Source organism: Roseateles sp. (assembly GCF_047654805.1).
Classification (GTDB): Bacteria; Pseudomonadota; Gammaproteobacteria; order Burkholderiales; family Burkholderiaceae_C; genus Pelomonas.
In genome coordinates this window covers 1,843,601-1,857,428 of sequence record NZ_JASGIV010000001.1, presented here as the reverse complement: position 1 = coordinate 1,857,428, position 13,828 = coordinate 1,843,601, and the positions used below count along the sequence as shown (strand labels likewise).

Annotated in this window: 10 protein-coding genes; 4 read left to right on the top strand and 6 right to left on the bottom strand. The window is 69.2% G+C overall.

All coding sequences use genetic code 11. The features are described from left to right. Nucleotides 1–5: 5 nt before the first annotated feature. Together QM732_RS08220 and QM732_RS08215 are read left to right on the top strand one after the other, a co-directional pair. Nucleotides 6–1,745, top strand: a complete 1,740-nt coding sequence (locus QM732_RS08220; protein ID WP_415655682.1) for a cytochrome D1 domain-containing protein — start codon at nt 6–8, stop codon at nt 1,743–1,745. Nucleotides 1,746–1,831: 86 nt separating this feature from the next. Beyond that, a complete protein-coding gene (locus tag QM732_RS08215) occupies nt 1,832–2,137 on the top strand; it encodes a c-type cytochrome (protein WP_415655681.1) in 306 nt (101 codons plus the stop codon). Between the two features lie 31 nt (nt 2,138–2,168). On the opposite strand, the gene QM732_RS08210 is transcribed toward QM732_RS08215, so the two are convergent. The 4 genes from QM732_RS08210 to smc form a co-directional block, all read right to left on the bottom strand. After that, nucleotides 2,169–2,861 (bottom strand): Crp/Fnr family transcriptional regulator, encoded by a 693-nt coding sequence (locus QM732_RS08210; RefSeq protein ID WP_415655680.1) that lies wholly within the window; start codon nt 2,859–2,861, stop codon nt 2,169–2,171. A 79-nt stretch (nt 2,862–2,940) separates the two neighbouring features. Then, complete coding sequence (locus QM732_RS08205) at nt 2,941–4,242, bottom strand: hemolysin family protein (RefSeq protein ID WP_415655679.1); 1,302 nt, start codon at nt 4,240–4,242, stop codon at nt 2,941–2,943. Next, a complete protein-coding gene (locus tag QM732_RS08200; RefSeq protein ID WP_415655678.1) occupies nt 4,242–5,282 on the bottom strand; it encodes a cell division protein FtsZ in 1,041 nt (346 codons plus the stop codon). The genes QM732_RS08205 and QM732_RS08200 overlap by 1 nt, the downstream gene beginning before the upstream one ends. 46 nt (nt 5,283–5,328) lie before the next feature. Next, nucleotides 5,329–8,841 (bottom strand): chromosome segregation protein SMC, encoded by a 3,513-nt coding sequence (smc, locus tag QM732_RS08195; protein WP_415655677.1) that lies wholly within the window; start codon nt 8,839–8,841, stop codon nt 5,329–5,331. Nucleotides 8,842–9,005: 164 nt separating this feature from the next. Here smc and queF point away from each other — a divergent pair, with 164 nt between their 5' ends. Together queF and QM732_RS08185 are read left to right on the top strand one after the other, a co-directional pair. Continuing rightward, nucleotides 9,006–9,446, top strand: a complete 441-nt coding sequence (queF, locus tag QM732_RS08190; protein ID WP_415659353.1) for a preQ(1) synthase — start codon at nt 9,006–9,008, stop codon at nt 9,444–9,446. Beyond that, entirely contained in the window at nt 9,447–9,770 is a 324-nt protein-coding gene (locus tag QM732_RS08185) for a YkgJ family cysteine cluster protein (protein WP_415655676.1), read from the top strand. A 7-nt stretch (nt 9,771–9,777) separates the two neighbouring features. On the opposite strand, the gene QM732_RS08180 is transcribed toward QM732_RS08185, so the two are convergent. Together QM732_RS08180 and QM732_RS08175 are read right to left on the bottom strand one after the other, a co-directional pair. After that, the gene (locus tag QM732_RS08180; RefSeq protein WP_415655675.1) at nt 9,778–10,998 is read right to left on the bottom strand and encodes a tetratricopeptide repeat protein; all 1,221 of its coding nucleotides are present in this window, start codon (nt 10,996–10,998) and stop codon (nt 9,778–9,780) included. 75 nt (nt 10,999–11,073) lie between these two features. Further along, a complete protein-coding gene (locus QM732_RS08175; protein ID WP_415655674.1) occupies nt 11,074–13,764 on the bottom strand; it encodes an alpha-1,6-glucosidase domain-containing protein in 2,691 nt (896 codons plus the stop codon). Nucleotides 13,765–13,828 lie beyond the last annotated feature (64 nt).

The window sequence follows — 13,828 nt, the reverse complement described above, 5'->3', positions numbered from 1 at the left end:
AAACGATGAGAACCACCCTCCCCCGCGTTGCCGCGCTGGCCGCCAGCCTGTTGTTCGCATGGCCCCTGGCCGCGAGCGCTCAGGCGGCTGCCGACGCCGTGGCCAAGGACGTGCTGCCCGCCGACGTGAAGTACCACTCGGGCCCGTCGCCCCTGGCTGGTGTGCCCATGGTGGAGAGCCGCAACCCCAAGGCGCCGCCGATGACGCAGGCCGAGTTCGACGTGGCGCGCCGCATCTACTTCGAGCGCTGCGCCGGCTGCCACGGGGTGCTGCGCAAGGGCGCCACGGGCAAGCCGCTGACGCCCGACATCACGCTGGGCAAGGGCACCGACTACCTCAAGGTCTTCATCGCCTACGGCAGCCCCGCGGGCATGCCCAACTGGCAGACCAGCGGCGAGATGAGCGAGCAGGAGGTGGACATGATGGCCCGCTACATCCAGCACGAGCCACCGACGCCGCCCGAGTTCTCCATGGCCGACACCAAGGCCACCTGGAAGGTCATCGTCCCGCCCGAGGCACGGCCGAAGAAGAAGGAGAACGCCTACAACATCGACAACATCTTCAGCACCACGCTGCGCGACACCGGCGAGGTGGCCCTGATCGACGGTGACACGAAACAGATCATCAACATCGTCAAGACCGGCTATGCGGTGCACATCTCGCGCACCTCGGCCTCGGGACGCTACCTCTACGTGATCGGGCGCGACGCCAAGATCAACATGATCGATCTGTGGATGGCCAAGCCCGACAACGTCGCCGAGATCCGCGTCGGCCTGGAGGCGCGGTCGGTGGACACGAGCAAGTTCAAGGGCTTCGAGGACAAGCTGGCCATCGCCGGCAGCTACTGGCCGCCGCAGTACACCATCATGAAGGGCGACACGCTGGAGCCGCTGAAGATCGTCTCGACCCGCGGCAACACCGTCGACCAGCAGGAGTACCACCCCGAGCCGCGCGTGGCCTCCATCGTCGCCAGCCACTTCAAACCCGAGTTCGTCGTCAACGTGAAGGAGACCGGGCAGACCCTGCTGGTGGACTACAGCAACGTCGACGCGCTGAAGGTCACCACCATCGGCACGGCGCGCTTCCTGCACGACGGCGGCCTGGACTCGACGCACCGCTACTTCATGGTGGCCGCCAACCAGAGCAACAAGATCGCCGCGGTGGACCTGAAGGAGGGCAAGCTGGTCAAGTTGATTGACGTGGGCAAGATCCCCCACCCGGGCCGCGGCGCCAACTTCGTGCACCCGCAGTTCGGCCCCGTGTGGAGCACGGGCCACCTCGGCGACGACACCATCTCGCTGATCGGCACCGACCCGGCCAAGCATCCCGCCCAGGCCTTCAAGGTGGTGGCGACTCTCAAGGGCCAGGGCGGCGGTTCGCTGTTCTTGAAGAGCCACCCCAGGAGCCAGCATCTCTACGTCGATACGCCTCTCAACCCGGACCCGGCCGTCGCCCAGTCAGTCATCGTCTACGACGTGAAGGCGCTGGACAAGGGCTACAAGGTGCTGCCCATCGCGCAGTGGGCCGGCATCTCGGACGACGGCGCCAAGCGCGTCGTGCAGCCGGAGTTCAACAAGGCCGGCGATGAGGTGTGGTTCTCGGTCTGGTCGGCCAAGGACAAGCAGTCGGCCCTGGTGGTCGTGGACGACAAGACGCTCAAGCTCAAGGCCGTCATCAAGGATCCGCGCCTGATCACGCCGACGGGCCACTTCAACGTCAACAACACCCAGCACGACATCTACTGAGTCCGGGACGAGGGCGGCCCCTGCGGGTCGCCCGACCCCGCACGAAGACCATGCCGCCCGCTGGCGGCATGGCATGAGGAGCAACCATGTACAGGACTGTTTTTCTGCTCGCCGGCCTGTTGGCCGCCACCGCCGCGCCAGCCAGCCCCGAAGCCATGGGCAAGGCGGGCTGCGTCGCCTGCCATGCGCAGGACAAGAAGCTCGTCGGCCCGGCCTTCAAGGACATCGCTGCCAAGTACCGCGGCCAGAAGGAGGCGCCCGCGCAGCTGGCCGAGAAGGTCCGCAAGGGTGGCAAGGGCGTCTGGGGGCCCATCCCCATGCCGCCCAGCGGTGCGGACAAGATCAGTGACGCCGAGCTGAAGGCGGCTCTGGACTGGGTGCTCGCCCAGTAGACGCCAGGCTCAGTCTGATCCCTGCCCGATCTCAGCGCGGGTTCGCCGCGTGGCGGGCCAGCGCGGCCGGCTCGCGCAGGCGGATATCGCGCTTGTCGATCTCCAGCAGCCCGGCCGCCTCCAGCTCGTGCAGCACGCGCGAGAAATACTCCGGCGTCAGCGACAGCAAAGACGCCACTGTTGCCTTGGCGGCCGGCAGGCTGACGACGGCCGGCCCGGGCTTGCCGGGATCCACGTCGCGCAGCAGATAGCCCACCACCCGTTGCAGGCCCGACTGCAGCGAGCCGGCCTGCAGGTCCTGCACCAGACCGTGCAGCCGGCGTGACATGCCCGACAGCATGCGCAGCGCGAAGCCCGCGTCCAGCTGCAACTCGGACATCACCGCCTGGCGAGGCACCTGCAGCAGCACCGTATCGCTCAGCGCCTGGGCGTTGATGGGACAGGGGCGCTCGAGGAAGACCAGCGCCTCAGCGAAGCTCTGGCCCGGCCCTACGAGCTCGATGACTTTCTCATTGCCATTGGGCGCGGCCATGTACAGCCTCACCTGGCCTTCGACGACGATGAAGAAAGCGTCACAGGCCCGCCCGGCCCATAGCACGGGCTGGGCGCGCGTCACGTGCATCAGCCTGCAGGCAGCGGCGAGCCGGCACAGCGCGGCCTCGTCGACGTCGGCGAACAGCGCCTGCGTGCGCAGGAAGCTGGGAATGTTGAACGGAGCAAGCATGGTGGCGCCCATGCTGAGGGCAGCCGCCGCCCGCATCTTTGATGCGCGTCAACCGAGCGCGACTTGCGGCGCTGCGCTGTCAGGTCTTTGCAGCCGGCTGGGCCGCCGTGATCATCACCTGGTCCACGCGGTGGCTGTCCACGTCCACCACCTCGAAGCGCCAGCCCTCCCATTCGACGACGTCGGTGCGGCGCGGGATGCGACGCAGCATCACCATCAGGAAGCCGGCCAGCGTGTCGTAGGTACCGGCATGCGGCCAGCCCTCGATGCCCAGCGAGCGTTCCACGTCGGGGATGGGCGTGATGCCGTCGGCGAGGAAGGAGCCGTCCTCGCGGCGCACGATCTGCTCCTCGTCGTGGGGCGCTACCAGCGCCCCCATCACCGTGCTCATCACGTCGTTCAGCGTGACGACGCCGACGACACGGCTGTACTCGTTGACGACGACGGCGAAGTCCTCGTGGGCCTCGCGGAACTGGGTCAGCATCTCCGACAGCGTGAGCCGGTCGGGCACGATGAGGACCTTCTTGACCAGCACGCCGGCGTCGCCCTGCAGGGACAGGCTCTCGTCGCGCAGCACGCGCTGGAACAGGTCGGTCGCGTCCACGTAGCCGACCACCTGGTCGACGTCGCCGTCGCAGATCAGATAGGTGGAATGCGGTGTGTCGGCGATGCGGTTGCGGATCAGCGCGTCATCGTCACCGCGCGAGAAGAAGACGATGCGCTCGCGGTTGGTCATCACCGTCTCGACGGTGCGCGTGTCCAGCTCGAACACGTTGGCGATGACTTGCTGCTCCTCGTCGGCGACGACGCCGGCCTGGTAGCCCGCCTCGGTCAGCGCCAAGATGTCGCGGTGGCTGATGGTCTCGTCGCGCTTGGCCGGCAGGCCCAGCAGTCGGATCAGGCCCTCGGTGATGCCACTGAAGGCCCAGGCCAGCGGCCGCAGCAGCTTGCACAGCATCAGCATGGGCCCGACCAACGCCATCGCGACGCGTTCGGGCTCATTCATGGACAGCCGCTTGGGCACCAGGTCGGCGAGCACGATGAACAGCGACGTGATGCTGATGAAGGACGCCGCGAAGCCGAGCGTGGCCGCCACCTCGGGCGCCACCGCCAATTGCAGCGCGGCCTCGAAATGAGGCGTGAACGCACCTTCGCCGACGATGCCGGCCAGGATGGCCACCGTGTTGACGCCGATCTGCACGACGGTGAAGTAGTCGCCCGGGTGCTCCTGGACGGCCAGCACGCGTGCGGCGCGGGCATCGCCCGCGTCGGCGCGCTGCTGCAGGTTCAGCCGCCGCGAGGCGGCCAGCGACAGCTCCGCCATGGAGAAGAAGGCGCTGCCGAGGATCAGCAGGCTGATCAGCAGCAGCGAGGTCGTCATCAGGAGAACAGCCTGCGTGCCACCGACGAGCCGGCGGCGAGATCGCGCTCGGCCAGCGCCGCATAGAGCTTCTTCAGCTCAACGTCGATGGCCGCGAAGGCGTGCAGGCCCAGCACCTGGCCGCGGTCGTCGCAGACCTCGGCCTCCAGGTCGCGGGCCAGCGCGCGCGCCGATTCCTGCCACAGCGCGAAGGGCTCGGCCTCGGCCGGTGTCTGCGGCACGTCCAGAGCCAGCGTCAGCTCGCGCAGGGACAGGGCCTCGGGCTCCTCGGCCAGCGCGGCCTGGGCGTCGAACTGCAGGGTCAGCACGGGCGGGGCGCCCTCCTCGCCCGCAGGCATCACCAGGCGCCCCGGCAGCGCGCCGGCCACGAAGCCATGGCGCGCGGCGGACTGCTGCACGAAGCCCGGCGTCCAGGCGGCGCCTCGAGCACGCAGCAGCAGCGCGAGCTGGGCGTCGTGGCTGGCGGCGAACTGGTCGAGCTCGCGGGCGCGGGCGACGACGTCCAGCATGTCGGGGAATTGCACGAAGCCGCCGACACCGTCGGCGAAGGCCTGGATCTTCTGCACGAACTCCGAGTACTCGATCTCGTTGAGCGGCCCACTGCGGCTGGCCATCTTCAAGCCGGCCTGGAACTCGCCATAGCGCTGGCCCGGCGCGGGCAGCTCCCAGTCGCCGGTCGCGGTGTTCAGGCCTTCGATCTGCAGCGGCTTGGTGCCGGCGCGGCGGCTGCCGGGCTGGTGCTGCAGGGCCAGGTCCCCCGTTACCGGCTGCTCGACGGTGATGGTCGCAATGGCGTCGATCAGCGCATCGATGCGCGTGGACGGGCGGCGAAGCGGGCGGGCAACGGCGGGCAGCGTCACCTCCAGCGACTCGGCTTCGGCGGCCGACTCCAGCGGTGCGGGCGGCGCGTCAAAATGTGGCTCCTCCATGGGAGGCAGCGCGCGCTTGGGGCCGGCCTTGCGCGCCGTCCAGGCGCCATGGGCCACGATGCCGGCCAGCACCAGGCCGCCGAGGATGGCCAGCAGTGTGGTCAGCGTCATGCATTCCCCCGGCGGGCAATGATCGAAGCGGGCGTGGGGTTCATGGTCATGCCTCCGCCATCGCCAGGGCCTTGTCCATGTCGACCGCGACGATGCGCGACACGCCCTGCTCCTGCATGGTCACGCCAATCAGTTGTTCTGCCATTTCCATCGCGATCTTGTTGTGCGAGATGAAGAGGAATTGCGTGCCGGCGCTCATCTTGGTCACCAGCCGTGCGTAGCGTTCGGTATTTGCATCGTCCAGCGGCGCGTCCACCTCGTCCAGCAGGCAGAACGGCGCGGGATTGAGCTGGAAGATCGCGAACACCAGCGCGATTGCCGTCAGCGCCTTCTCGCCGCCCGACAGCAGGTGGATGGTGCTGTTCTTCTTGCCCGGCGGCTGGGCCAGGACTTGCACGCCGGCGTCCAGGATCTCGTCGCCCGTCATGACCAGCTTGGCCTGGCCGCCACCGAACAGCTCGGGGAACATGCGGCCGAAATGGTCGTTGACCTGATTGAAGGTCGAGCCCAGCAGGTCGCGCGTCTCGAGGTCGATCTTGTGGATCGCGTCCTCCAGCGTCTGGATGGCGGCATTCAGGTCCGTGCACTGCGAATCCAGGAAGGTCTTGCGCTCGCGCGCCGCCGTCAGCTCGTCCAGCGCCGCAAGGTTGACGGCGCCCAGCGCCGCGATCTCGCGGTTGATGCGGTCGATCTCGCCCTGCAGTCCGTAGAGCTTCACGCCGCCGTCCTCGACAGACTTGGCCAGTGCCTCCTGGTCAACCTCGGCAGCCTCGAGCTGCTCCCGGTACTGGGCGCCGCCCAGCTGCGCGGCCTGCTCCTCCAGCTGCAGCTTGGTGATGGCTTCGCGCAGCGGGTCCAGGCTGCGCTCGAAGGTCATGCGCTGCTCGTCGGCCTTGCGCAAGCGCAACGAGAGATCGTCATAGCCCGAGCGCACCGCGGCCAGCGCCTGCTCGCGCTCGAGCTTGACGGCCAGCGCGTCCTGCAAGCCGGCCTGGGCGGCCGCGTCGTTGAGCGTGTCCAGCTCGGCCTGCAGGCTGGCGGCTGAGGTGGCGACGGTCGCGATCTGCGCGTCGGCCGTCTCGATGCCGCGCTGCAGCTCGCCTCGGCGGGCGGCCAGCGTCTGGGTCGCGAAGCGGGCCTCCTGCGAGCGGCGCTCCAAGGTGCGCAGCTGCTCGCGCGCATCGGCCAACTTGCGTTCGGCGGCGATGACACCGTCGTCCAGCTCGGCATGGCGCTGCTGGGCGTCACCCAGCTGGATGTCGAGCTCCTCGAAGCGGGCTTCACCGACGGCGCGGCGTTCCTGCAGGGCCTCCTGCTGGGCGCCGATCTCGGCCAGCTCGGCGTCCAGCGCGCTGCGGCGCTGCTGGCTGGCCTCGGCCTGCTGCGTCAGGCGCAGCAACTCGACATGGATCTGGTGAGCCCGCGTCTGTGCCTCGCTCGCCTCTCGGCGAAGCGTGGCCAGGCGGCCGTTGGCGTCGTTGAACTGGTGCTCCACGCGGCCCAGCAGCAGGCGGGCCTCGTCGGCGATGAGGTTCTGGGCGCGCTGCGCCGTCGTCAGCTGCTCGATCTCCTGGGCCCGCGCCAGCAGGCCGGCCTGCTCCGAGTCGGGCGCGTAGAAGGCCACCGAGAACTGGCCAACGGCATGGCCCTGTGGCGTCAGGATCAATTCGCCGTGCGTCAGCTTGCCACGCGCGGCGAGTGCAGCGTCCAGGTCGGGCGCCGTGTAGACGCCCTCCAGCCAGTCGTTGAGCAGCGCGACCAGGCCGGCATCGTCCAGCTTCAGCAGCGAAGTCAGCTTGGGCAACGTCTCGTGCGTGTTGGAGATGCTGCCCGACGGGGTCGAATAGAAGGCCAGGCGGGCCGGCGGCGCGTCGACCTCGAAGGCGCGCACCATGTCCAGCCTGCCCACGCTGAGCGCGCCCATGCGCTCGCGCAGCGCGGCCTCCAGGGCGTTCTCCCAGCCTTGGCTGATGTGCAGCTTGGTCCAAAGGCCTTGCAGCCCGTCCAGGCCGTGCTTGGCCAGCCACGGCTTGAGCTTGCCCTCGGTCTGCACCTTCTCCTGCAGCGCCTTCAGGGCCTCCAGGCGAGCCGTCAGCTCGGACTGGCGCGCCAGTTGGGCGTTGGCGTCCTGCTGGGCATTGCGGCGCTGCTCTTCCAGCTGGGGCAGTTGCTCGGCCAGCTCGTGCAGCCGGGCCTCGGACAGCTCGCGTGCCTCGTCGGCCGCGGCGGCGCGTTCGCGCAGCTGTTCCAGCGCCTCATGATCGGGTGCGCCAAGGGCGCGGGACTCGGCAGTCAGCCTGTCCTCGCGCTGGCGCAGCGCGCGGGCCTGTTCGTCCACGCTGCGGCTCTCGGCGGCCAGCACCTGGATCTGCTGCTGCACCTGGGCCACCAGCGTGCGCTGCTCGTTGGCGCGCGCCTGCGCGGCTCGCAGCGCGTCCTCGCTCTGCGGCAACTGGGCCTGCTGTTCCTCGGCCTGCGCGGCGAGGATTTCGCTTTGCTCGTCGGCTCCGGCGATCTGCTCGGCAATGCCCTCCAGCTCGGCCTTGGCTTGTTCGATGCGCTCGCGCCACTGACCGTCCTGGGCGTGCAGCTCAGCCAGCCGCTGCTGGGCGCGGTTGCGGCTCTCGACGACGAAGCGGATGCGCTCCTCCAGCCGACTGACCTCGAGTTGGGCCTCGGCATAGCGGCCTTGCGACGCATGCAGCTCGTCGCCCGCGGCGTAATGCTGCTGGCGCACCTCTTCCAGCTCGGCCTCGACGGCGCGCAACTCGGCGGTGCGCGACTCCAGCGCATTCAGCGCTTCGGCATGCGCCGCCTTCACCCGCGTCGCCTCGTTGCCGGCGTCGCGCAGCTTGAGGAACCACAGCTGGTGCAGCTTCAGCGTGCCGGCGTCCTGCAGTTGCCGGTAGCTGGCCGCGACCTCGGCCTGGCGCTCGAGCTTCTCCAGGTTGGTGTTGAGCTCGCGCAGGATGTCGTCGACGCGGGTCAGGTTCTCGCGCGTGTCCTTGAGCCGGTTCTCGGTCTCGCGGCGGCGTTCCTTGTACTTGGACACCCCGGCCGCCTCTTCCAGGAACAGGCGCAACTCCTCGGGCTTGCTCTCGATGATCCGGGAGATGGTGCCCTGGCCGATGATGGCGTAGGCGCGCGGACCCAGACCGGTGCCGAGGAAGACGTCCTGCACGTCACGGCGGCGAACCGGCTGATTGTTGATGAAGTAGGAGCTGGTGCCGTCGCGCGTCAGCACGCGCTTCACCGCGATCTCGCTGAACTGGTTCCAGGGCCCGCCGGCGCGCGCTGAACTGTTGTCGAACACCAGCTCCACACTGGAGCGTCCGGCCGGCTTGCGGTTGCCGGAGCCGTTGAAGATGACGTCCTGCATGGACTCGCCGCGCAACTCGCTGGCCTTGCTCTCGCCCAGCACCCAGCGCACCGCGTCCATGATGTTGGACTTGCCGCAGCCGTTGGGCCCGACGACTCCCACGAGCTGGCCGGGCAGCTGGAAGGTCGTGGGTTCGGCGAAGGACTTGAAGCCGGCGAGCTTGATCGAATTCAGCCGCATGAAGGAGGCGCGTAAGCCGTTGATTTGGCTAAAGAAAAGCGCCTTTCAGGGGCGCTTTGGCGGGGTCGGATGATAGCATTCGCCCCTCTCAGAAAGCCCAGTTGCGAACACTCACCATGGCCACCAAGAAGTCCGCCGCCCCCGCCCCGAAGAAGAAGCCCAAGATGCGCGAGGTGCCCAAGAACCCGCCGAGCAAGCCGAGCAAGGAGATCCTGGTCTTCCCCAACCCCAATCCGGAACGCGACTACGTCATCCAGTTCCAGGTCCCGGAGTTCACCTGCCACTGCCCGCTGACGGGGCAGCCCGACTTTGCCCACTTCACGATCGACATGATCGCGGACGAGCTCTGCGTGGAGCTCAAGAGCCTGAAGATGTACTTCTGGAGCTACCGCAACGAGGGCGCCTTCCACGAGAAGGTCACCAACAAGATCCTGGACGACATCGTCAAGGTCACCGACCCGCGCTTCATCCGCATCACGGCCAAGTGGTACGTGCGCGGTGGCATCTACACCAACGTCGTCGCCGAGCACCGCAAGCCCGGCTGGACGCCCGCGCCGCGCGTGGACCTGCCGGCCCACGGCTTCGAGTCCGGCATGCTGGGCTGAATGTCCAACCCCTGCCTGAGCTGCGGCGCCTGCTGCGCGAGTTTCCGGGTCGATTTCGACCGCAGCGAGCTCGATAGCGAGGGCGGCCGCGTGCCCGACGGGCTGGTGGTGGAGTTGACCGGCCGGCTCGTGCGCATGCGCGGCACTGATCACGCACAGCCACGCTGCGCGGCCTTGCAAGGCCAGGTGGGCGTGAAGGCCGCCTGCGGCATCCACGAATGGCGCCCCTCGCCCTGCCGCGAGTTCGGTGAACGCGCACCCATGGGCCTGGGCGACGATGCCTGCGCCCGAGCCCGGGCCCGCCACGGGCTCGCGCCGCTCTAGCGCGGCTTCAGGACCCCGCCGCCCCGCGCAGTGGCGCTCGCTGGCGCTGCTGCTCGCGCAGCTCGTTGAGCCAGGCCAGCTTGGCGCCGTAGAGCTCGCGGTCCTTGACCGTGGCGCTGTTCTCCATCGCCTTGGCAAGCTCGCCGCGTGCGCCGGCCACGTCACCCAATCCGTAGTTGGCCAGGCCCAGCCAGAAATGGAACTCGGGCACGTAGGCAGCGCGCGCCACCTCCTTGCGGAACAGCTGCCGGGCAGCGGCGAACTCGCCGGCCCGCATGGCCGCCACGCCCTCGTCGAAGAACTTGTAGGGCGGCACGGGCTGGAGCTGCGCCAGCTGGTTGGCGTAGGCCTGGGCCTCCTCGCGCCGGCCCGCGTCCGCCAGCACCAGGATGAGGTTGGACATGGCCTGCGTGTTGGCCGGTTCGCGCTCCAGCACCACGCGCAGCGTGGACTCGGCGCGGTCGAGCAGGCCCTTGCGGCGGTAGAGCACGGCCAGCGTGTTGTAGGCCGACAGCCAGCGCGAATCGGTCAGCACCGCCGCGCGGGCCCACCAGTAGGCGTCGTCGATCTGTCCCACCGTCAGCGCCTCCGCGGCCTTGTTGTTGAGGAACATCGCGAGGATGGTGGACTCGTCGATGACGCGGCTGCGGTTGTGGCGCACCTGCTCGGGCGGCAGGAAGTCGATGGTCAGCAGCTCAGGGTCGCCGTAAACGACACGGGACTGCGTGCTCAGCGGGCGCGCCAGGCTGATGTTGACGTGGCCCGCGACGAAGAAGATGCCGTTGGCGCGCGTCCAGCTTTCCTCCAGATAGACGCTGTTGAAGCGCACCGGCATGCCGAGGTGGCGGGCGAATGCGGCCGTCATCAGCACCAGCGACATGCAGTTGCCGCGCTTGGCGTCGAAGGCCTCGGCGGCGGTGCGGGTGGTCTCGGCGTCGTAGTCGAGCTGCAGCCGCCCCCTCGTGTAGAGGGCATCGATGAGGCCGTCGCGCAGGCCCTTGAGGCGGATCTCGCTGGCCATCTCCGTCTCGGCAAAGCGCTGCATGGCCGGGCTGATCGCCAGCGCCTCCTGCGCGTCGATGCGAACACTCGGCGGCCGGAAGGCCGTGTCGACGAAGACGTCGGTGGAGGGGCGCGGCTCCTTGGGCTCGAGGGCGCAACCCGTCAGGCCGGCTCCCGCGCCCAGAAGCGCCAGCGCAATGACCAGAGCATGGATGTTGGTTCTCATGGCAGTCTCCTGCCACAAGCTTAGTCCTGCCCCGGGCTCCTGTCTTGAGTCACCCCGCACGCTTTCGCGGGGTGCTCAGTCCAGCACGAACACGGCCGCGCTGCGGGCCGGCACCTCGAAGCGGCCGCCCCTGAAACGGGCCTCGTCTCGCACCCGCGCGTCCGCCCCACGGCGTTGCACCGGATGCAGTACCCAGCGCGCTTTGGCCTCGGCGGGAAGTTCCAGCACCTGGGGCGTCGGCGCGACGTTGATGAAGGCCAGCACTGCCCGGTGACCGCCCAGGCCGCGGCCGTCAACGCGCGTGGCGACGAGCACCGGGTTCTGGCTGGCGCCGCTGCCAGGGAAGCTCACGCGCTTGCGGATCTCGGCGGCGCTCGAAAGACGCAGCAGCGGCGTGCCGGCGCGGATCGCAAGCAGGTCGCGGAAGACGTCGCGCGCCCATGCGATCTCGGCGGGGCCGGGCGCAATGGACGGGTCGGCCAGGCGTTCACGGGCCAGCGCCCAGTCGCGGCCATCGCGGCCGTAGTTGTCCTGCCTGGGCGGCAGGCCGGTGCCGAAATGGTTGGTCCGGTAACTCCAGTCCAGCCGGTTGAACCAGTCGCCACTGTCGTAGCTGTTGCGGTCCATGCTCTTGCTGCGCAAGATGTCCTGGCCGGCGTGGAAGTAGGCCACGCCCTGGCTGAAGGCGACCAGCGCGGCGCCGAGCATCTGCACGCGGGCGCGGTCCTCGCGCGACGTGTCCAGCGGCAGCTTGAGCGCGTTGACGTCGAACAACGTCTGGTTGTCGTGGTTTTCAACGTAGTTGACGACTTCGCCCGGCTCGGACGCGAAGCCGGCGGGCTGGTCGCCGTAGGCGATGGCATCGAGACGCTTCCTCTCGCCGCGCCATGTCGTCAGCTCAAAGCTGCGCAGCGAGCCGGCCAGGCCCACGCGGATCATGTCGGCCGCCTCCAGCAGCTCCTCGGGTCGCGCCGCGGCCAGTGCGTTGGGCGCGTAGACGAGGCCGTTGAGCCAGCCCTGGCGGCGCACGCTGTCGTCCCCGCCCTCACCCGCCGAACCGCCGCGGGCCGCATCGCGGGCACGGTCACTGAAGCTGGCTATGCCACTGCCGTTCAGGCTCAGCTGCGAAGCCTGCAGGAAACGCGCCCCGTGGGCCACCTCGCCGAAGTTCCAGCCCTCGCCCAGCAACTGCACCGGCCGGCCAGCCTCGGCGTCCACGCGGGCCTGCAGCCGCTCCATGGCCGCGCGGGGCTGGTGGCCCATCAGGTCGAAGCGCATGGAGTCGACGCGGTACTCGCGCACCCATAGCGCCGCCGAGTCGATCATCAGCTTGGCCATCATGCGGTGCTCGGTGGCGGTGTTGTCGCAGCAGGTCGACCGCTCGATCTCGCCGCGGGCGTCGAGGCGGTGGTAGTAGCCCGGCACGAGGCGGTCCAGCACCGACTTGCGGGCCTGGCCGGCGGCGGCCATGTGGTTGTAGACCATGTCCATGCCCACGCGCAGGCCGGCCCGGTGCAGGGCCATCACCATCTGGCGGAACTCGATGACGCGCCGCAGCGGGTCGGTTGCGTAGCTGCCCTCGGGAGCGTTGAAGTGCCAGGGGTCGTAGCCCCAGTTGAAGCAGTCGCCCGCCGCCTGGGCCATGACGGCGGCCTGCTGGGCTTCGCCATCGGCGGGCGCGTCCGGTATCGCGGGCGTCCTGCAGCCGCGCTCGGGCACGCTGGCGAGGTCGAAGACGGGCAGCAGGTGCACATCGGTGAGGCCTGCCTCGGCGAGTGCCTTCAGGTGCTGCATGCCCCGGGAAGCGGGCTCCGTGAAGGCCAGGTACTTGCCACGCCAGGCCGGGCGCACGCTCGCGTCGTTGATGGAGAAGTCGCGCACGTGCAGCTCGTAGATGACCTGGTCGGTCGCGGCCTTCATGCGCCGCGGGCGCGGCGCGGCATCCCAGCCACGCGGCTTGAGCGCCGGCGAGGCCAGGTCGGCCACGATGCTGAGCCGCGAGTCGGCCGTCAGCGCGACGGAGTAGGGGTCGGTGACGAGGTTGCGCACCAGGCCGTGGGCAGGGGCGACGACGTCGACCAGAAAGCGATAGGCCTGGCCGCTCAGGTCGCCCTCGAGCTCGGCGCGCCAGACGCCGGTGGCAGCATCCAAGCGCATGGCTTCGGCGGCGACGGCGGGTGCGCCCGGGACGGCATGGCGGCACAGCAGCACGCGCCTGGCCGTCGGCGCCCAGACGGCAAAGCGGGTCGCGCCCCGGCCCGGACGGGCTCCCAGGTCGTCCACCCGTTCGGCTGCAGCGTAGAGGTCATCCAGGGCGCCGGCGATCTGCACCCCCGTGGACGCGATCACGCGGCCATCCGCCGTCTCGTGCACGAGCAGCAACTGCTCGCGCAGCAGTGCCGCGACCGGCGCACCTCCCGCGACCGCGAGGCGCAGCCCTTCGCCAATGAAGCGAAAGCCCTCCGGCAGCGGGGCCGCACTGGGTCGCAGCGCCACGGCGCCATCGCTCCCCGTGACCACCTCGCCCACGACGGCGCGCAGGCCGGCCGCCGCCGCGTGATGCAACCGGACCCGCTCGCCGGGCTGCAGCTTCAGCCCCGGCCACTGCAAATGGCGCCCGTCCAGCCAGTAGGCCTCGGCGGCCGGCCTCGCTGCGGCGGCCGGCTCGGGCACCTCGGCATTGCAGTCGTCGAGATCGGCCGCGGATGCGGCATGGGCGACCAGCGCCAGACCCAGCAGCATCGGCAGCAGGCGACGTGAAGGCATCAAGGTCTCCTTTGTTGTTTGTAAATAGTAGCAAAACTACATTCATAGAAATCCCCATGGCGGC